This is a genomic window from Streptococcus sp. HMSC067H01 (assembly GCF_001814775.1).
Lineage (GTDB): Bacteria > Bacillota > Bacilli > Lactobacillales > Streptococcaceae > Streptococcus.
The window spans coordinates 129545-149771 of sequence record NZ_KV817792.1 but is presented as its reverse complement, the minus strand read 5'-3'; the positions used below and the strand labels follow the sequence as shown (position 1 = coordinate 149771).

The window sequence follows — 20227 nt, the reverse complement described above, 5'->3', positions numbered from 1 at the left end:
ATAATGACTAAACGCGCCTTAATCAGCGTCTCAGACAAAGCGGGCATTGTTGAATTTGCCCAAGAACTCAAAAAATTAGGTTGGGACATCATCTCAACTGGTGGTACTAAGGTTGCCCTTGACAATGCTGGGGTGGACACCATTGCTATCGATGATGTGACTGGTTTTCCAGAAATGATGGACGGCCGTGTGAAGACTCTCCATCCAAATATCCACGGTGGGCTCCTTGCTCGTCGCGACTTAGATAGCCATTTAGAAGCGGCTAAGGACAATCAGATTGATCTTATCGATCTTGTTGTAGTTAACCTTTACCCATTTAAGGAAACCATCCTCAAACCAGATATGACTTATGCTGATGCAGTTGAAAACATCGATATTGGTGGGCCATCTATGCTTCGTTCAGCAGCGAAAAATCATGCCAGTGTTACAGTTGTGGTAGATCCTGCTGACTACGCTGTGGTTTTGGACGAATTGGCAGCAAACGGAGAAACCTCTTATGAAACTCGTCAACGTTTAGCAGCCAAAGTATTTCGTCACACAGCGGCTTATGACGCCTTGATTGCAGAATACTTCACAGCTCAAGTGGGTGAAAGCAAGCCTGAAAAACTCATTTTGACTTATGACCTTAAGCAACCAATGCGTTACGGTGAGAACCCTCAACAAGACGCAGACTTCTACCAAAAAGCCTTGCCAACAGACTACTCTATTGCATCTGCTAAACAGCTCAACGGTAAGGAATTGTCTTTCAACAATATCCGTGACGCTGATGCTGCCATCCGTATCATTCGTGATTTTAAAGAACGTCCAACCGTTGTGGCTCTCAAACATATGAACCCGTGTGGGATTGGTCAAGCTGATGATATCGAAACTGCTTGGGACTACGCTTATGAATCTGACCCAGTTTCTATCTTCGGTGGTATTGTCGTTCTCAACCGTGAAGTGGACGCTGCGACAGCTCAAAAAATGCACGGTGTTTTCCTTGAAATCATCATTGCGCCAAGCTATTCTGACGAAGCGCTTGAAATCTTGACAACTAAGAAGAAAAACTTGCGCATCCTAGCTTTGCCATTTGACGCACAAGATGCTAGTGAAGTGGAAGCAGAATACACAGGTGTTGTCGGTGGACTCCTCGTTCAAAATCAGGACGTGATTAAAGAAAGCCCAGCTGACTGGCAAGTGGTAACCAAACGCCAACCAACTGAGACAGAAGCGACAGCCCTTGAGTTCGCATGGAAAGCTATTAAATACGTCAAATCAAACGGGATTATCGTAACCAATGACCACATGACACTTGGTGTTGGTCCTGGTCAAACCAACCGTGTGGCTTCTGTCCGTATTGCTATTGACCAAGCTAAAGACCGTCTTGACGGCGCTGTCCTTGCTTCAGATGCCTTCTTCCCATTTGCGGATAACGTGGAAGAAATCGCCAAAGCTGGTATCAAGGCCATCATTCAACCAGGTGGGTCAGTACGAGACCAAGAGTCTATCGAAGCTGCTGATAAATACAGCTTGACTATGGTATTCACAGGCGTGAGACATTTTAGACATTAAGAAAACAAAAGGGAAGAAAACAGTTTCTTTCCTTTTTTTGCTTTAAAAGCGAAACGAAACAAGATTAAAACGAACGTTTATGGTATAATATTAGTAAATAATTCGCAAAAGAGGTTGAGAAATGAAACTGTTGGTTGTTGGCTCAGGTGGTCGTGAGCATGCGATTGCTAAGAAGTTATTAGAGTCTAAAGACGTTGAAAAAGTCTTTGTAGCTCCTGGAAATGACGGTATGACTCTGGATGGTCTGGAATTGGTGGATATCTCTATTTCCGAACATTCTAAATTGATTGAGTTTGCAAAATCCAACGATATTGCTTGGTCCTTCATTGGTCCAGATGATGCCCTTGCTGCTGGAATCGTGGATGATTTCAATGCAGCTGGTCTCAAAGCCTTTGGTCCGACAAGATTGGCAGCGGAGTTGGAGTGGTCCAAGGATTTTGCTAAGGAAATCATGGTCAAATACGATGTTCCGACAGCAACCTATGGCACCTTCTCAGATTTCGAGGAAGCCAAGGCCTATATCGAAGAGAAAGGCGCTCCAATCGTAGTCAAGGCAGACGGTTTGGCGCTTGGGAAAGGTGTCGTCGTTGCTGAGACGGTTGAGCAAGCAGTTGAAGCTGCTCACGAGATGCTCTTGGACAATAAATTTGGTGACTCAGGTGCGCGTGTGGTTATCGAGGAGTTTCTTGAAGGTGAGGAATTCTCTCTCTTTGCCTTTGTCAATGGTGATAAGTTCTACATCATGCCAACAGCTCAGGACCACAAACGTGCCTATGATGGCGACAAGGGGCCTAACACTGGTGGGATGGGTGCCTATGCGCCAGTTCCACACTTGCCACAGAGCGTGGTTGAAACGGCGGTTGACACTATTGTCAAGCCAGTCCTTGAGGGCATGATCCAGGAAGGGCGCCCCTATCTGGGCATCCTTTACGCAGGTCTTATCTTGACAGCTGCTGGGCCCAAAGTCATCGAGTTTAACGCTCGTTTCGGAGATCCAGAAACGCAAATTATTTTGCCTCGTTTGACATCTGACTTTTCACAAAATATCACTGACATTTTGGAAGGTAAAGAGCCAGCCATCACTTGGACGGACAAGGGTGTGACACTAGGCGTGGTTGTAGCTTCAAACGGATACCCACTCGCTTATGAGAAGGGTGTCAAGCTTCCAGTCAAGACAGAAGGCGACATCATCACTTACTATGCTGGTGCTAAATTCGCTGAAAACGATCAAGACCTCCTCTCAAACGGAGGACGTATTTACATGTTGGTCACCACAGCTGATACTGTCAAAGAAGCCCAAGACACCATATACAAGGAACTTGACAAACAAAAAACAGAAGGCCTCTTCTATCGAACAGATATAGGAAGCAAGGCGAACAAATAAAATTTCAAAAGCGACTGAGTCGCCAAACCTGATAATGGTCGCATAACTTGCGAGCGTTAGCGAGCTAGTATAGGATAATCGTCACAGTAGTGGAACTCCTAGTAGCAAAGCTACTAGGAGCGGAAAACTGGAGACTCAGGCTCCAGTTTTAGTAATGGAACGCCCAAGGCGGTCGCTTACGTCCGCACTACATTAGACGATTATCAAAAAAAGGAGAAGAAATGAAACCAGTAATTTCCATCATCATGGGCTCAAAATCCGACTGGGCAACCATGCAAAAAACAGCAGAAGTCCTAGACCGCTTCGGTGTAGTCTACGAAAAGAAAGTTGTTTCCGCTCACCGTACACCAGACCTCATGTTCAAACATGCCGAGGAAGCCCGTAGCCGTGGCATCAAGGTTATCATCGCAGGTGCGGGTGGCGCAGCCCATTTGCCAGGCATGGTAGCAGCTAAAACCACTCTGCCTGTTATTGGTGTACCAGTCAAATCACGTGCTCTTAGCGGTGTGGATTCGCTCTATTCGATTGTTCAGATGCCAGGTGGAGTACCAGTCGCAACTATGGCGATCGGTGAAGCTGGTGCGACTAATGCGGCCCTCTTTGCTCTCCGTCTTCTTTCAGTAGAAGACAAGGCCATTGCGGACGCACTTGCTAACTTTGCCGAAGAACAAGGAAAAATCGCAGAGGAGTCTACAAATGAGCTCAACTAAAACTATTGGTATCATCGGTGGTGGCCAGCTCGGTCAGATGATGGCCATTTCTGCTATCTACATGGGACACAAGGTTATCGCCTTGGACCCAGCAGCTGATTGCCCAGCCTCTCGTGTGGCGGAAATCATCGTGGCTTCTTATAATGATGTGGACGCCCTTCGTCAGTTGGTGGACCGCTGTGATGTTCTTACTTATGAGTTTGAAAATGTCGATGCTGACGGTTTGGATGCGGTTGTCAAGGATGGGCAACTTCCACAAGGGACAGACCTACTTCGCATTTCCCAAAATCGCATTTTTGAAAAGGACTTTCTCTCAAATAAGGTCCAAGTCACCGTGGCACCTTATAAGGTCGTGACTTCTAGCCAAGACTTGGCAGATATTGACCTGTCTAAAAGTTATGTCCTCAAGACTGCGACAGGTGGCTACGATGGGCATGGACAAAAGGTCATTCGCTCAGAAGCAGATTTGGCAGAAGCCCGTGCACTAGCAGACTCAGCAGACTGTGTCTTGGAAGAATTTGTCAATTTCGACTTGGAGATTTCTGTCATCGTATCTGGGAATGGCAAGGACGTGACGGTTTTCCCAGTTCAGGAAAATATCCACCGCAACAACATTCTTTCAAAGACCATTGTGCCAGCTCGTATTTCTGATGATCTAGCTGAGAAAGCTAAAGCCATGGCTGTGCGAATCGCTGAACAGCTTAACTTGTCTGGAACTCTCTGCGTGGAAATGTTTGCGACGGCTGATGACATCATCGTCAATGAGATTGCCCCACGTCCACACAACTCAGGCCACTACTCGATTGAAGCTTGCAACTTCTCCCAGTTTGACACCCATATTTTGGGGGTTTTGGGAGCACCATTACCAGCCATTCAGCTACATGCACCTGCTGTTATGCTCAATGTTCTCGGCCAACATGTCGAGGCCGCTGAAAAATATGTCACAGAAAATCCAAGCGCCCACCTCCACATGTATGGTAAAATAGAAGCGAAGCACAATCGCAAGATGGGGCATGTGACTTTGTTTAGTGATGTGCCGGATAGTGTGGTTGAGTTCGGGAAAGGGATTGATTTTTAAGTGAAAATAGCGATTCTAGGACTTGGAGTCATCGGGACCACCTATGCCTACGCCTTTCAAAAAGCAGGCCATCAAGTGGAACACGTACTGAGAGACAGTAAGAAAAACAATGCTCCCAAGGAGTTGTCGGTTGATCTGCTAGATGGTCGCTATCATTCCAAAGGTGAAAACAAACACGACACCTATGAGGTTCGTGTGGCAGAAGTTGATTCGGAATATGATTTTATTTTTCTCAGTGTGCGCCATGGGTTTGTCAAAGAAGCTGTGGAGACCTTGCGAAAAAATAATATCAAAGGCACTCTCGTTTTCTTCTGCAATTTCTGGGATACTCAAAAAGGGGTCCAAGAGTGGGCAGGGGATTACGACTATATTCTGGCCTTTCCGACAGCGGGCGGTCACATGCAAGAGGACCATTTGGATGGTGTCTTGTTTGATCATTTAATGCTAGAAGGTGAGCAAAAAGCACACATTTCTAACTATGGTGATCTGACGACTTTACTGACTTCTGCAGATTTGAAGTGGGAAGTGCCTCATGATATGGTCGAGTGGATTTGGATTCACATGGCGATTAATGCAGGTGTCACTTCGACAGCTGCGCGTTCGGGGAATTTGGAAAATCCAGAACAGCTGGCTCTGAACTTGATGAATAGTTCTTCGGAATTATCATTGGCCATCAAGGCCATTCGAGAGGCCTTGAAAGTCGTAGAAGCGCGTGGAGTGAATTTGAAGCTTTATAAAGCTGAACTCTTACCTTACAAAATTCCCGCTTGGATTGCAGGAAAAGCCATGAAAATCATGTTTGCGAAAAATGAGCTGACACGAAAAATCATGACCTTACACAATGATAAACAGGATATTTTCTACTGTTGTCAAAGTGTCTATAAGACCGGTCAGGAGTTAGGTGTGAAGATGCCTATTCTGGAAGCAAATATGAAGGGTCTTTCGATTTAGGAGGTTTTATGATTCAACTCATTGTCAACGCATTTGTTGAAAAAGAGAAGACCGGAGCAGTCGTCGAAGTCTTGTATGCTAGTAGCGATCATGAAAAGGTGAAAGTTAAGTATGAAGAGCTAACGTCTCAATATCCTGAAAACTATTTAGCCATCTATGATGTCCCGCTGGATACGGATTTGAATACACTCGCTCACTATCCATCAGTGTGGATTGGGAAAGAGGAATTTGAGTAGGAGACCTTATATTGAAAGATGAAATAAAGAAATTAATTTCTATTTTTTTGGGCTATTTAGCAACCATATTGTTTGTAGATGAAAAAATTTTCTGTAAACTTATAGCAGTGTGTATTTTTGGGGGATTAATATTTTTTTGGAAATCAAACTTAGTTGCTTGGTTAAAAAAAAAATATGATCTTTTAAAAGATATTCGAAAAAGAAAGTATTTTTATATTACCGAAAAGGGTTATAAAACTGATTTAAAGAAACGTCGTGAATTAGGTAGTGCTATTTATGCCTTCTCTAATATTGGTTTTATAGTGCTGATTATGATCTTTTCAGTTGTAACCTCTTTGATTAACTATCCACTAGCAACAGGTTTATTTGCTATTATTATAAGAGGAGCAATGATTATTGCTTTTATTGGTATAATATTATCAGTTCGAAATTATGTAACCGGAATGTATTATTATATTTTGCCGTGGTTAGTTGTTCTTTTTACTGTTGATTATGTTGATTCATATTCAAGCATAAAATCGATTATAATCTTCATAGTCTCGGTATTAATTTCATATATTTTTTTGACACTTTTATTACCTTTACATTCATTACGAAAGATAACTAGTAGTACTTGGTTATTTGGAGTGTTAACCACACTAATAGTGCCTTTATTTTTGGAGTATTTCTTTAAGTACTATATGGTGGAAGCTATTCAGAAAGAGTTTTATAGTAATCCTATAACGTTAGATTTATTGAATAAACAAGGTTTGACTCCAGAGATTCTTTCGTTCATTAAGGAAAATTCATATATTATTGATTTGATGAATAGATTTCGAGAGATGTCTATAGCATATGATTTGAATTCTTTAACATCTGATTTATCAACTTTGAGATTTTTATTGCTCACTTCCTATTCTATTGGAACAATCATTATTACTCTTAAAATAAAGTTAGGTAAATCAAAAGCTGAAGATATTTATTCACACATTAAGTCATCAGGCAATGTGCAATATGATTCTCTCAGAGACTGTATTTTTTATGGTGGTGACGAATATGAGGACAAGATAATGGCAAATAGTGATTTTGAAGCCATAATTATATCTGAGGAACAACAGTTAGAGAAATATGTTGAACAAACGTGGTGGATAAAATATCCTTCTAAATTCGTTGAATTTATTGGCACAATATTGAAGAAATTAATTTAATTTTAAAGGAGAAACAACATGATCGAACGTTACTCTCGCCCTGAGATGGCGAATATTTGGAGTGAAGAAAATAAATACCGTGCTTGGCTTGAGGTGGAAATCTTGGCTGATGAGGCATGGGCTGAGTTGGGAGAAATCCCTAAGGAAGATGTGGCTTTGATTCGTGAAAAAGCGGACTTTAACATCGATCGTATTTTGGAGATTGAGCAGGAGACTCGCCACGATGTGGTTGCCTTCACACGTGCGGTTTCTGAGACGCTTGGTGAGGAGCGCAAGTGGGTCCACTATGGTTTGACTTCTACCGACGTGGTGGATACGGCCTATGGTTACCTTTACAAGCAAGCCAACGACATCATCCGTCGTGATCTTGAAAACTTCACCAACATCATCGCTGACAAGGCTAAGGAACACAAGTTCACCATCATGATGGGGCGTACCCACGGTGTGCACGCTGAACCAACAACTTTTGGTCTTAAATTGGCTACTTGGTACAGCGAAATGAAACGCAACATTGAGCGTTTTGAGCATGCGGCTGCTGGTGTGGAGGCTGGTAAGATTTCTGGTGCGGTTGGTAACTTTGCCAACATCCCACCGTTCGTTGAAAAATACGTCTGCGACAAATTGGGTATCCGTGCTCAAGAAATCTCTACACAGGTGCTTCCTCGTGACCTTCACGCTGAGTACTTTGCAGTTCTTGCCAGCATCGCGACTTCCATCGAGCGTATGGCGACTGAAATTCGTGGTCTGCAAAAATCTGAACAGCGTGAAGTGGAAGAGTTCTTTGCTAAGGGGCAAAAAGGTTCATCAGCAATGCCTCACAAACGCAACCCTATCGGTTCTGAAAACATGACAGGTCTTGCGCGTGTTATCCGTGGGCACATGATTACGGCCTATGAGAATGTTGCTCTCTGGCACGAACGTGATATCTCTCACTCATCAGCTGAGCGCATCATCACACCAGATACGACTATTCTGATCGACTACATGCTCAACCGTTTTGGAAATATCGTCAAGAACTTGACAGTCTTCCCAGAAAACATGATTCGCAACATGAACTCTACATTTGGTTTGATTTTCAGCCAACGTGCTATGCTTACCTTGATTGAAAAAGGTATGACGCGTGAACAAGCTTACGACCTTGTTCAACCTAAGACAGCCCAATCATGGGACAATCAAGTAGACTTTAAACCACTTCTAGAAGCAGATCCAGAAGTGACTTCACGCCTCACTCAAGAAGAAATCGATGAGATCTTCAACCCTCTTTACTATACCAAACGAGTGGACGATATTTTTGACCGCCTCGGACTTGGTGACTAATATGCTGTGATAGATTCACAAGTAAAACAGTACTTATATTCAATACAAAAAAGCGAGACCTAAGTCCCGCTTTTTATCTTATATCAAAAGATTTGAGTTTAATCTTTTTTCTTGCTAAGTCCGTAAGCTGTGAGAGCTGACATAAGGCCAGTAGCAATTAACCATTCTGAGCCTTGAGTTCCTGTTTCAGGTAGTTTTTTCTCTTTTGCCACAGGAGCTGGACCTTGAGGAAGAGTTTTGTTTTCCTCAGCAGGAACAGTTGCTGGAGCTGGCTCGCTTGGGATTTCTAGTGTTGGTTTTTCTTCGGCGATAGCAGCTTGCCCATGTTCATCACCAACATGAGTGACAGGGTTCCCCACTTCAATCACTTGAGCAACAGGTTCTTGCGCTACGACACTTGTAACCAATGTTTTAACTTCAGTTCCGTCAGCAGCAGTAGTCACAGAGTAGAAGTGGCTACGACGACCGTTTACACCTTCAGTCACGATACGAGATTGTCCTTTAGGTAATTGATTAGTTTCACGAGTGATGGTTGTAAATGGAATTTCTTCATTTTGGATGTCAACTCTTGGTTTGTTTTCAGCAATAGTAGCTTGTCCTTTTTCATCTCCAAGGTGAGTGACAGGGTTCCCCACTTCAATCACTTGAGCAACAGGTTCTTGCGCTACGACACTTGTAACCAATGTTCTAACTTCAGTTCCGTCTGCAGCCGTAGTTACAGAATAGAAATGACTTAGACGACCGTTTACACCTTCAGTCACGATACGAGATTGTCCCTTAGGCAATGCATCAGTTTCACGAGTGATGGTTGTAAATGGAATTTCTTCATTTTGGATGTCAACTCTTGGTTTGTTTTCAGCGATAGCTGCTTGACCATGTTCATCACCAAGATGAGTGATAGGGTTACCAACTTCGATCACTTGAGCGACTGGTTCTTGAGCGACAACACTAGTAACCAATGTTTTAACTTCAGATCCATCAGCAGCAGTAGTCACAGAGTAGAAATGGCTACGACGACCGTTCACACCTGCAGTTACTAGACGAGTTTGTCCCTTAGGTAGCGAAGGAGTCTCGCGAGTGATGGTTGTAAATGGAATTTCTTCGTCCTCGATGACAACACGTGGTTTTGCATCTGCAACAGGAGCAACTCCTTCTTCATCTCCTACGTGAGTGACTGGAGTTCCAACTTCAACCACTTGATTGACAGCTTCTTTCGTTACTTGATTTTCAAGAACAGTTTCTGTCTGCTTGCCATTTTCAGTCACAACTGAAAGATACTTAGTACGTTCTCCTTTGACACCGACAGTGATGACTTTTTCTTGTCCTGCTGGGAGGTTAGGATTGTCTTTCTTAACGATTTCAAAAGGAATTTCTTCTGTCTTAACGAGAAGTTCTGGTCGGTTTTCAACAGCAGCAGGAGTTTCGCTTTCATCAAGACTTCCTGAGTGAGTTGCGGCTGATTTAAGACCTAGTCTAGCTGCTTTAAGATTAGCTACGAGGGCATCCAACTCAGCTTGTTTATTACGGTTAAGATTGTAGTTAAGAGCTTCTTTAGCAGCTTTGAGAGCGTCTAGGCTTTCTGTGCTATATCCTTCTAAGTTTTCAGGGATTTGAGCAAGTTCTTCGCGTAGTGCTTTGTAGTCAGCACGGAAGTAGTCTTTGTTGTGATCTGCAAAAGCAGTCATAAGTTCAAAGATTTCTTCTTCCTTGTATTCAGCGCTTGGTCTATCAGCCCAGATAGCTAGCATACTACCAATAGTAGGTAGGTCAACTTCAGGGTATTTAGTTGAAGCTAGCTGGTTAAATGGAGTTTTTTCAGTATTTTCAATAGCTTTCTTGAGGAAGCCGCCACCATCTTCTGGTTTTTGACCGAGAATGTAGTACCAATCTCCATTCGTGTTAAGGAATTTATAACCTTTGCTTGCTAGATATTGAGGAGACGCAAGGTTGTAACCCCACCATCCTTTAGACCAGTAAGAGATGATAACGTCTTTATCAAACTCAACATCATCCTTATCTTCGTAGTAGAAGCCATCGTTAAAGGCCATTGGTTGCAAGCCTTTTTCTTTAGCCATGGCAGCTAGGCTATTAGCGTACTCAGCAAATTTACCGTAGAGGCCATACCACTTGAGGTAGTACCAACCTTGAGCATTGGTAGCGTCATTGGCATACTCATCTGTACCATAGTTAAAGATCTTAGTTTTACCTGCAAAGAAGTCCATGTACTTGCCGATAAGAGCTTTTGTAAAGTTCATTGCTTCTTCGTTTTCAAGGTCCATAGTTGTTTTTGAAACCTTGTCAAAATTAGCTTGAGGGTTTGCGATGCCTAATTTTTCCATAGCAACAAGCATAGCATCCATGTGACCTGGGCTATTGATAGCTGGGATTAGTCCAATACCTTTGCTTTTAGCATACTGGATAAGCTCAGTGATTTCGGCTTGGTTCAAAGTAGTTCCATTAGGATCATCGTAGTAAGATTTTGTTCCTTCAATGATGGCATTTTTCACATCGTCACTTGCATAGGTCTTACCGTTTGCAGTGATGGTCATGTCGTCAAGTAGGAAGCGAAGTCCATCATTTCCAAGGAGGAGATGAAGGTCAGAGTAACCAAGTTCGCTGGCTTTATCTACGATACGTTTGAGTTGGTCTAGAGTGAAGTATTTACGTCCAGCATCGATTGAGATAACCTTGTTTTTCTTAAGTTTTTCAACTTCACGTTTGGCATCTTCTTCTTTTTGAGCTTCTGGAGTAAAGGTCAAGTTAGCAACAGCTTCTTGGAGTTTTGCGATAGCTTGATCAATGCTATCTTGTTCAGCACGGCTAAGGTTGCTATCAAGAGAACGGATGGCTTTTTCAGCATCTTTAACTGCAGCAACACTTTCTGCTGTATAGCGACTAAGGTCAGTTGGCACTTCTTTAAGAGCTTGTTCAGCAGACTCGTAGTCAGCAGCGAAATATTCAGCATTTGAGTTTGCGAATTGACGCATGAGCTTGAAGAGACGAGATGGAGAGTAGCGAGCAGATGGAGTATCAGCCCAAGCAGCTACCATACCACCGATGATAGGGACATCAGCTCCTTCAGTTTTTGGAACGGAAGTAATTGGTGTACTCTTAATACCATTCAAACCTTGATCAAGGTTGTACCAACCTTGTCCATCAGCATTACGGCCGAGAACATAGTACCAAGCATCGTTAGTATTGAGGATTTCATGTCCTTTTTCAGCTAGTAACTTAGAAGAAGCGACATCGTAACCACCCCAGCCACCAGTCCACATAGACACGATGATATCTTTATCAAAGGTACCAAAACTTGTATCACTATTATAGTAGATACCGTCGTTGAAGGCCATTGGTTTAAGACCGTGAGATTTAACGATACGAGCTAGGTCGTTAGCGTAGGCGATGAATTTGTCATAACCCTTGTCTGGAAATCCATCTTCTGGATACCATTTATAGGCTTGAAGAACGCTCCATCCTTTGGCATTAGTAGCATCATTAGCGTACTCATCCAAACCGATGTTGAAGATTTCAGACTTACCAGCAAAGTAAGCTGCGTATTTATCAATCAAGGCCTTTGTAAAGGCCACAGCCTTTTCGTTGTCAAGGTCAACAGTACGTTCTGATTCTTTGCCAAAGTAGTTGAAGTTAGGTTTTTCAATACCAAGTTCTTTCATGGCATTGAGGATAGCATCCATGTGACCAGGACTGTTAACTGTTGGGATAAGGCCGATACCTTTATCTTTAGCATAGTTAATCAAGTCGGTCATTTGGCTTTCAGTTAGGTGATTACCATTTGGATCGTTGTAGTAGGCATTAGTTCCGTTTTCGACAGCACGTTTGACATCATCGCTGGCATAAGTCTTGTCACCAACAGTTAGAGACATATCGTCAAGCATAAAGCGCAAGCCATCATTTCCAACCAAAAGGTGAAGATCAGTATAGCCATAGTGTTTTGCCTTGTCGATGATTTCTTTCAGTTGATCTGGAGAGAAGTATTTACGCCCGGCATCAATAGAAACGATTTTCTTTTTAGCCAGTTTTTCATTGACTTGAGCTGCTCGCTCTGTAGCGACTACAGGAGCTTCAACCTTAGAAACTTTTTTGTCTTCTTCCTTAGCTTCTTCAGTAACTTCTGGCTTAGCTGGAGTTTCTTCTGCTGTGACTGGTTCTGCTACGGCAGGTGCAGGAGCAACTTCAACTTTTGGAGCTTCAGTAGTTGTTGCAGGAGCAACTGGAGTAGCATTTTCTGTTGAAGGATCTTCCGCAAGTTTTTCCTCACTTGCCTGTGGAGACGCCTCTCCTGCGGCTTGAAGAGTAGGTTGATTCTCTGTTGTTGGAACGACTCCATCAGCAGCAACTGCCTGAGCATGAAAGGCAAAGCCGATCAATACAGAAGCTGCTCCGATTGCGTATTTACGAATAGAGAAACGCTGTTTGTTTTCTGGTTTCATTAAGTAACCTCCCTGTTATTTTTTGGTAGCGTTTTCACAAAACTAAATCCATTGTATTATCTGAATCTAGTAAAGTCAAGCTTTTTAGGGAAATAACTATAAAAAATATAAGAAGTACTTAAATTAGAGTCGTTTTAGTTTTTAACTCTCTTTTTAGTAAAATTACTCCAAATTATAGTTTAAACTTGTTGGGTAATTTTTCGTGAGAAATCTCAGCTAGCATAAAAACAGAAAAGTCCGAGACCAAATGTCTCAGACTTACTTTTTAATGTTTAGTGATCACGATCACATGAAATAAACTTAATCTTATAGAAATCAGAACGTTTATAGGTCTCAATGTATTCCAACACTTGACCAGTTGACTCAAGCTTAGTTGTCTTGGTTTGGAGAACAGTTGGGAACTGAGAGTCGATTCCTAGGATAGAAGCAGCATGTTCTGGAGTTGGAAATACAATTTCATTGATTTCTTCAAAATGCTCGTCATTCATATGAATGTGGTAGTCTAATTTGAAACGATTATAGATAGAACTATAATATTCTAGATCTGGATAGTTTGCATTGATGTATTGTTCAGGGATATAAGATGTGTGGTAAATGTAAGTAACACCGTTTGATTCACGGATACGTTCAATTTTGTAATAAAATTGATCGCCACGCAACCCTAATTTTTCTAAGTAGTTAAGATTGTTGCCACGTTCAATAGAAAGAACAGTGACTTTATCATCTTTCGTTTCGAAGATTTCTACATCAGAAAATTCTACAAGTTTGTGCTTGCGTGCGCGAGCCACAAAGGTTCCCTTTCCTTGTTGGCGGACAATATAGCCGTCTTTAGCAAGGTCATTTAAGGCACGAACAACAGTGATTGAACTTACATCATACATTGCAATCAATTCTGCTTCAGTGTAGAACTTATCTCCACTAGCGAATTGACCTGAAATGATTTTGTTTTTCAATTCATCTTTGATATATTGATACTTTGGAATTGCCATATTTTCACCTCATTTTTTCCTTCTCCATTTTGATTCTACCATAATTAGTTTGAAAATGATAGTATTATAGTATAAAAATATAAAATAATAGACTAAGTGATTGACTTATATATTTTTTACCATTAAAAATTCATGAAATCAAGTCATTTAGGCGGAAAAAATTTAATATAAAAAACTTTTTTTGAAGAATTTTAGAAAACAATTCAGTAAAAAAAAGAAAAATTTTAAATAATTTTTTAAAAATCTATTGACAAGATGGCTTCATTGGTTTATTATTTAATATAACAACAAATGAAAGCGCAAACGGAAAAGTATGGGGTGGTGAAATGACAAGATTTAAAATTGAGGATGATTTTTACCTAGATGGGAAACCATTCAAAATTTTATCTGGTGCCATTCATTATTTTAGAATTCCTGAAGATGACTGGTATCATTCATTATACAATCTCAAGGCTTTAGGTTTCAACACTGTTGAAACATACGTTGCTTGGAATTTGCATGAGCCAACTGAAGGAAACTTCAATTTTGAAGGCAATCTTAATATTGACAAATTTCTTCAGACAGCTCAGGATTTAGGCTTGTATGCTATTGTACGACCATCTCCTTTCATCTGTGCAGAGTGGGAGTTCGGTGGTTTACCAGCATGGCTTTTAAATAAAGACATGCGAATCCGTTCCTCTGATCCAGCCTATGTAGAAATGGTAGGACGCTACTACGATCATTTACTTCCACGTCTTGTTTCAAGATTGTTGGATAATGGTGGTAACATCCTCATGATGCAGGTTGAAAATGAGTACGGTTCCTATGGTGAAGACAAGACATACTTGCGTGAGATTCGCCGATTGATGGAAGAACGTTCAGTTACTTGTCCGCTCTTTACATCTGATGGACCATGGAGAGCTACTTTGAAAGCTGGAACCTTGATCGAAGATGATCTCTTTGTAACAGGGAACTTTGGCTCGAAAGCTAACTTCAACTTCTCGCAAATGCAAGAGTTCTTTGATGAGTATGGTAAGAAATGGCCACTCATGTGTATGGAATTCTGGGATGGGTGGTTTAATCGTTGGAAAGAGCCAGTCATCACACGTGATTCAGAAGAGTTGGCAGAAGCTGTTCACGAGGTTCTAGAGCAAGGCTCTATCAATCTTTACATGTTCCACGGTGGAACCAACTTTGGTTTTATGAATGGTTGTTCAGCTCGAGGAACCATCGATTTACCACAAGTAACATCTTATGATTATGATGCTCTTCTTGATGAAGCTGGAAATCCAACTGCTAAATACATGGCAGTTAAAGAAATGATGGCTACTTATTATCCTGAGTATCCACAATTAGAACCGCTTTACAAAGAAAGCATGGAAGTTGAAAATATTCCACTGGTTGAGAAAGTTTCTCTATTTGAAACCTTAGATAGTTTAACAAGTCCAACTGAAAGTCTCTATCCTAAGAAAATGGAAGAGTTGGGACAAAGTTACGGCTACCTTCTCTATCGTACAGAAGCTAGCTGGGACGCAGAGGAAGAACGCATCCGCATCATTGATGGACGCGATAGAGCTCAGCTATTCGTAGATGGGAAATGGGTCTCAACTCAGTACCAAACTGAAATTGGAGAAGATATCTTCTATCAAGGAGAAAAGAAAGCGCTCTCTAGATTTGACATCCTTATTGAAAACATGGGACGTGTCAATTACGGGCATAAGTTCCTAGCAGATACACAACGAAAAGGAATTCGTACTGGTATCTGCAAAGACCTACACTTTATGCTTAACTGGGAACATTATCCGCTTCCACTTGATAATCCTGAAAAGATTGATTTTTCAAAAGGATGGACAGAAGGACAACCTGCCTTTTACGCCTTTGACTTTGAAGTCAAGGAGCCCAAGGACACCTACTTAGAACTATCTGAGTTTGGCAAAGGGATTGCCTATGTCAATGGCCGTAATCTAGGCCGTTTCTGGAATGTTGGTCCAACCTTATCGCTTTATATTCCACACAGCTATCTCAAAGAAGGTGCTAACCGCATCATTATCTTTGAAACTGAAGGGGATCATAAAGAGCACATACATTTAACTCGTAAACCTACACTAAAACACATAAAGGGGGAAAACTTATGACAATTGTAGGATGCCGTATCGATGGACGTTTGATCCACGGACAAGTAGCCAATCTTTGGTCTGCTAAACTCAATGTTTCACGTATCATGGTCGTTGACAATGAGGTTGTGAACAATGACGTTGAGAAGAGCGGATTGAAACTTGCAACACCACCAGGTGTAAAACTTAGTATCTTGCCGGTTGATAAAGCGGCAACGAATATCCTTGCTGGCAAATATGACAGCCAACGTCTCTTGATTGTAGCACGCAAACCTGACCGTTTCCTTGGTTTGGTTGAAGCAGGCGTACCGCTTGAAACAGTCAATGTCGGCAACATGTCTCAAACACCAGAAACTCGTTCTATCACACGTTCAATCAACGTTGTAGATAAAGACGTAGAAGATTTCCACAAATTGGCGGAAAAAGGTGTTAAACTTACTGCTCAAATGGTTCCAAATGATCCAGTTTCAGACTTTTTGAGCTTATTAAAATAGGAAAAAATTTTTAGGAGGTCATTGTTATGATACAATGGTGGCAAATTTTACTTCTCACTCTGTACTCAGCTTATCAAATCTGTGATGAGTTGACGATCGTTTCTTCTGCAGGTTCCCCTGTATTCGCTGGTTTCATTACTGGTTTGATCATGGGAGATTTGACAACTGGTTTGTTTATCGGTGGTAGCTTGCAGTTGTTTGTCCTTGGGGTAGGTACCTTCGGTGGTGCTTCTCGTATCGACGCAACTTCTGGTGCGGTTCTTGCGACAGCTTTCTCAGTTTCACAAGGTATCGAAACAGATCTTGCGATCACTACAATCGCTGTACCAGTAGCGGCACTTTTGACTTACTTCGACGTACTTGGTCGTATGACTACTACATTCTTCGCACACCGTATTGATGCTGCGATCGAACGCTTTGACTATAAAGCAATCGAACGTAACTACCTTCTTGGTGCGCTTCCATGGGCTGCTTCTCGTGCCCTTCCAGTATTCTTCGCCCTTGCTTTTGGTGGAGAATTCGTACAAGCAGTTGTAAACCTTGTTAAAGAATTCCAATGGGTTGCAGACGGTTTGACTCTTGCAGGTCGTATGCTTCCAGGTCTTGGATTCGCTATCTTGCTTCGTTACCTTCCAGTTAAACGTAACCTTCACTACCTTGCTATGGGATTCGGTTTGACAGCTATGTTGACTGTTCTTTACTCATACGTAACAGGTCTTGGTGGAGCAGTTGCTGGTATCATTGGCACTCTTCCTGCTGAAGTTGCAGAAACTATCGGTTTCGCTAACAACTTCAAAGGATTGTCTATGATCGGTATCTCTATCGTAGGTATCTTCCTTGCAGTTGTTCACTTCAAGAACAGCCAGAAAGTTGCTGTAGCAGCACCTTCTACACCGTCAGAAAGTGGGGAAATTGAAGATGACGAATTCTAATTACAAATTAACAAAAGAAGATTTTAATCAAATTAACAAACGTAGCTTGTTCACTTTCCAATTGGGATGGAACTACGAACGTATGCAAGCATCAGGTTACCTTTACATGATCTTGCCACAATTGCGTAAAATGTATGGAGATGGAACTCCTGAGTTGAAAGAAATGATGAAAGTTCATACTCAATTCTTCAACACTTCACCATTCTTCCACACAATCATCGCTGGTTTTGACCTTGCCATGGAAGAAAAGGATGGCGTTGTCTCAAAAGATGCGGTTAACGGTATCAAAACAGGTTTGATGGGACCATTCGCTCCTCTTGGAGATACAATCTTTGGTTCACTTGTACCTGCTATCATGGGATCTATCGCTGCAACAATGGCTATCGCTGGTCAACCTTGGGGTATCTTCCTTTGGATCGCAGTTGCAGTAGCGTATGACATCTTCCGTTGGAAACAATTGGAATTTGCATACAAAGAAGGGGTTAACCTTATCAACAACATGCAAAGCACTTTGACAGCTTTGATTGAAGCTGCATCTGTACTTGGTGTGTTCATGATGGGTGCTCTTGTAGCAACAATGATCAACTTTGAAATTTCATACAAATTGCCAATCGGTGAGAAAATGATTGACTTCCAAGATATCTTGAACTCAATCTTCCCACGCTTGCTTCCAGCAATCTTCACAGCATTCATCTTCTGGTTGCTTGGTAAGAAAGGTATGAACTCAACTAAAGCAATCGGTATCATCATTGCTCTTGCAGTTGGACTTTCATTCATCGGTAAATTTGTACTTGGAATGGGCGCATAATTTATGAGTAAATCATTGATTTTAGTAAGCCATGGACGTTTCTGTGAAGAACTTAAAGGTAGCACAGAAATGATTATGGGTCCACAAGACAACATTCATGCAGTAGCTCTTCTTCCAGAAGATGGACCAGAAGATTTCACTGCGAAATTTGAAGCTGCTGTCGAAGGTTTGGATGATTTCCTAGTCTTTGCTGACCTCCTTGGTGGAACACCATGTAATGTGGTGAGCCGTCTGATTATGGAAGGTCGTGACATCGAACTTTATGCAGGAATGAATCTTCCAATGGTTATTGAATTTATCAATGCAAGCCTTACTGGCGCTGATGCAGATTATAAAAATCGTGCTTCAGAAAGCATTGTCAAAGTTAATGATTTATTGGCTGGCTTCGATGACGATGAAGATGAATAAGGTGTAATAACTGAAATACTGTTAGAACACATTTCATAGAATATAAATGGGAATGGGGCTTACTCCCATTCCCATATTTTAGATAAAAAACAATATAATAATAGATTAGAGGAACTCAATGCTAGATTATACAAAAGAAGAATTGCTTGAGTTGGGGGCAGAAATCACAACTCGCGAAATCTACCAACAACCAGACGTTTGGAAAGAAGCTTTTGAAGCTTATCAAGCACGACGTGATGAAATTGCAGCCTTCTTGCAAGGAATTGCAGATAAGCATGACTATATCAAAGTAATCCTAACTGGTGCTGGAACTTCTGCTTATGTAGGTGATACTCTAGTTCCTTACTTCAAGGAAGTTTATGATGAACGTAAATGGAATTTCAATGCTATCGCGACAACTGATATCGTAGCAAACCCACAAACTTATTTGAAAAAAGATGTGGCAACTGTTTTAGTATCATTCGCGCGTAGCGGGAACTCACCTGAGAGTGTGGCAACAGTTGACTTGGCCAAGGCTTTGGTTGATGAGCTTTATCAAGTTACCATCACATGTGCAGCTGAAGGGAAATTGGCTCTCCAAGCGCATGGTGATGACCGCAACCTTTTGCTCTTGCAACCAGCTGCTTCCAACGATGCTGGCTTTGCTATGACATCGAGCTTCACTTCAATGATGTTGACAGCGCTCTTGGTATTTGATCCGACAGACTTTGCTGTTAAAGCTGAACGTTTCGACGTGCTATCTAGTTTAGCTCGCAAAGTTCTTGACAATGTGGCAGATGTCAAAGAGTTGGTTGACCTAGACTTTAACCGAGTGATTTATCTAGGTGCGGGCCCATTCTTTGGTCTGTCTCATGAAGCACAGCTTAAAATTTTGGAATTGACTGCTGGTCAAGTAGCGACTATGTATGAAAGCCCAGTTGGCTTCCGTCATGGTCCAAAATCTTTGATCAATGAAGATACAGTTGTTTTGGTATTTGGTTCAACCACAGACTACACTCGCAAGTATGATTTGGACTTGGTTCGTGAAGTTGCAGGCGACCAAATTGCTCGTCGCGTAGTGCTTTTGAGTGATCAGACCTTCGGCCTTGAAAATGTTAAGGAAGTAGCTCTTGGATGTGGCGGTGTCTTGAATGATGTATACCGTGTCTTCCCTTACATCATTTATGGTCAACTGTTCTCGCTCTTAACTTCGCTTAAAGTTGGTAATAGACCAGATACACCATCTCCTACTGGTACTGTAAACCGTGTAGTTCAAGGTGTTATCATCCATGAGTTTAAATAAAGAGGATAAAGTTATGAGTAAATTAAAATTAAGCCCAAATAAACTTGCTTGTATGCAAAAACTCTCTGATGAAAATGGTATCATCTCAGCTCTTGCTTTTGACCAACGTGGTGCTTTGAAACGCCTTATGGCTCAATACCAAACAGAAGAGCCAACAGTAGCTCAAATGGAAGAACTTAAAGTCTTGGTAGCAGATGAATTGACAAAATACGCTTCATCAATGCTTCTTGATCCTGAGTACGGACTTCCAGCGACTAAAGCTCTTGATCCAAATGCAGGTCTTCTCCTTGCTTATGAAAAAACTGGATACGATACAACAAGCACAAAACGTTTGCCAGACTGCTTGGATGTTTGGT

Annotated in this window: 16 protein-coding genes and 1 pseudogene; 15 read left to right on the top strand and 2 right to left on the bottom strand. The window is 41.7% G+C overall.

Translation table 11 applies throughout. From position 1 onward, the window contains the following. The first annotated feature begins 3 nt into the window (after positions 1-3). The 8 genes from purH (at position 4) to purB (ending at position 8414) form a co-directional block, all read left to right on the top strand. Positions 4-1551, top strand: coding sequence for a bifunctional phosphoribosylaminoimidazolecarboxamide formyltransferase/IMP cyclohydrolase (purH, locus tag HMPREF2987_RS05630; RefSeq protein ID WP_075229700.1), 1548 nt, complete (start codon positions 4-6; stop codon positions 1549-1551). A 121-nt stretch (positions 1552-1672) separates the two neighbouring features. Next, positions 1673-2935, top strand: a complete 1263-nt coding sequence (purD, locus tag HMPREF2987_RS05625) for a phosphoribosylamine--glycine ligase (RefSeq protein WP_075229699.1) — start codon at positions 1673-1675, stop codon at positions 2933-2935. A 221-nt stretch (positions 2936-3156) separates the two neighbouring features. Continuing rightward, positions 3157-3645, top strand: a complete 489-nt coding sequence (purE, locus tag HMPREF2987_RS05620) for a 5-(carboxyamino)imidazole ribonucleotide mutase (protein ID WP_075229698.1) — start codon at positions 3157-3159, stop codon at positions 3643-3645. Continuing rightward, entirely contained in the window at positions 3632-4723 is a 1092-nt protein-coding gene (purK, locus tag HMPREF2987_RS05615; protein ID WP_075229697.1) for a 5-(carboxyamino)imidazole ribonucleotide synthase, read from the top strand. The genes purE and purK overlap by 14 nt, the downstream gene beginning before the upstream one ends. Further along, entirely contained in the window at positions 4724-5674 is a 951-nt protein-coding gene (locus tag HMPREF2987_RS05610; RefSeq protein WP_075229696.1) for a ketopantoate reductase family protein, read from the top strand. An 8-nt stretch (positions 5675-5682) separates the two neighbouring features. After that, on the top strand, positions 5683-5910 hold the full coding sequence (locus HMPREF2987_RS05605) for a phosphoribosylaminoimidazole carboxylase (protein WP_075229695.1): 228 nt from the start codon (positions 5683-5685) through the stop codon (positions 5908-5910). An 11-nt stretch (positions 5911-5921) separates the two neighbouring features. Beyond that, positions 5922-7097: a hypothetical protein gene (locus HMPREF2987_RS05600; RefSeq protein WP_075229694.1), complete on the top strand. Its 1176-nt coding sequence runs from the start codon at positions 5922-5924 to the stop codon at positions 7095-7097. Between the two features lie 18 nt (positions 7098-7115). Beyond that, positions 7116-8414, top strand: a complete 1299-nt coding sequence (gene purB, locus HMPREF2987_RS05595; protein ID WP_075229693.1) for an adenylosuccinate lyase — start codon at positions 7116-7118, stop codon at positions 8412-8414. Between the two features lie 98 nt (positions 8415-8512). Here purB and HMPREF2987_RS05590 read toward each other — a convergent pair whose 3' ends face one another. Further along, positions 8513-12865 carry a G5 domain-containing protein gene (locus HMPREF2987_RS05590; protein WP_083312418.1) on the bottom strand — a complete coding sequence of 1451 codons (4353 nt, stop codon included), beginning with the start codon at positions 12863-12865 and terminating at the stop codon, positions 8513-8515. 272 nt (positions 12866-13137) lie between these two features. Continuing rightward, positions 13138-13854, bottom strand: a complete 717-nt coding sequence (locus HMPREF2987_RS05585; protein WP_075229692.1) for a GntR family transcriptional regulator — start codon at positions 13852-13854, stop codon at positions 13138-13140. A gap of 326 nt (positions 13855-14180) precedes the next feature. Here HMPREF2987_RS05585 and HMPREF2987_RS05580 point away from each other — a divergent pair, with 326 nt between their 5' ends. The 7 genes and pseudogenes from HMPREF2987_RS05580 to HMPREF2987_RS05550 form a co-directional block, all read left to right on the top strand. Next, complete coding sequence (locus tag HMPREF2987_RS05580; RefSeq protein WP_075229691.1) at positions 14181-15968, top strand: glycoside hydrolase family 35 protein; 1788 nt, start codon at positions 14181-14183, stop codon at positions 15966-15968. Then, complete coding sequence (locus HMPREF2987_RS05575; protein WP_075229690.1) at positions 15965-16441, top strand: PTS sugar transporter subunit IIB; 477 nt, start codon at positions 15965-15967, stop codon at positions 16439-16441. The genes HMPREF2987_RS05580 and HMPREF2987_RS05575 overlap by 4 nt, the downstream gene beginning before the upstream one ends. Positions 16442-16467: 26 nt before the next feature. After that, complete coding sequence (locus tag HMPREF2987_RS05570) at positions 16468-17373, top strand: PTS mannose/fructose/sorbose/N-acetylgalactosamine transporter subunit IIC (RefSeq protein ID WP_075229689.1); 906 nt, start codon at positions 16468-16470, stop codon at positions 17371-17373. Beyond that, positions 17360-18181, top strand: coding sequence for a PTS system mannose/fructose/sorbose family transporter subunit IID (locus tag HMPREF2987_RS05565; RefSeq protein WP_075229688.1), 822 nt, complete (start codon positions 17360-17362; stop codon positions 18179-18181). Before HMPREF2987_RS05570 ends, HMPREF2987_RS05565 begins: the two co-directional genes overlap by 14 nt. 3 nt (positions 18182-18184) lie before the next feature. Continuing rightward, positions 18185-18589 carry a PTS sugar transporter subunit IIA gene (locus tag HMPREF2987_RS05560; protein WP_075229687.1) on the top strand — a complete coding sequence of 135 codons (405 nt, stop codon included), beginning with the start codon at positions 18185-18187 and terminating at the stop codon, positions 18587-18589. Between the two features lie 118 nt (positions 18590-18707). After that, positions 18708-19871 carry an SIS domain-containing protein gene (locus tag HMPREF2987_RS05555; RefSeq protein WP_075229686.1) on the top strand — a complete coding sequence of 388 codons (1164 nt, stop codon included), beginning with the start codon at positions 18708-18710 and terminating at the stop codon, positions 19869-19871. A 13-nt stretch (positions 19872-19884) separates the two neighbouring features. Further along, positions 19885-20227, top strand: a pseudogene (locus HMPREF2987_RS05550) (tagatose-bisphosphate aldolase); the annotation flags it as partial.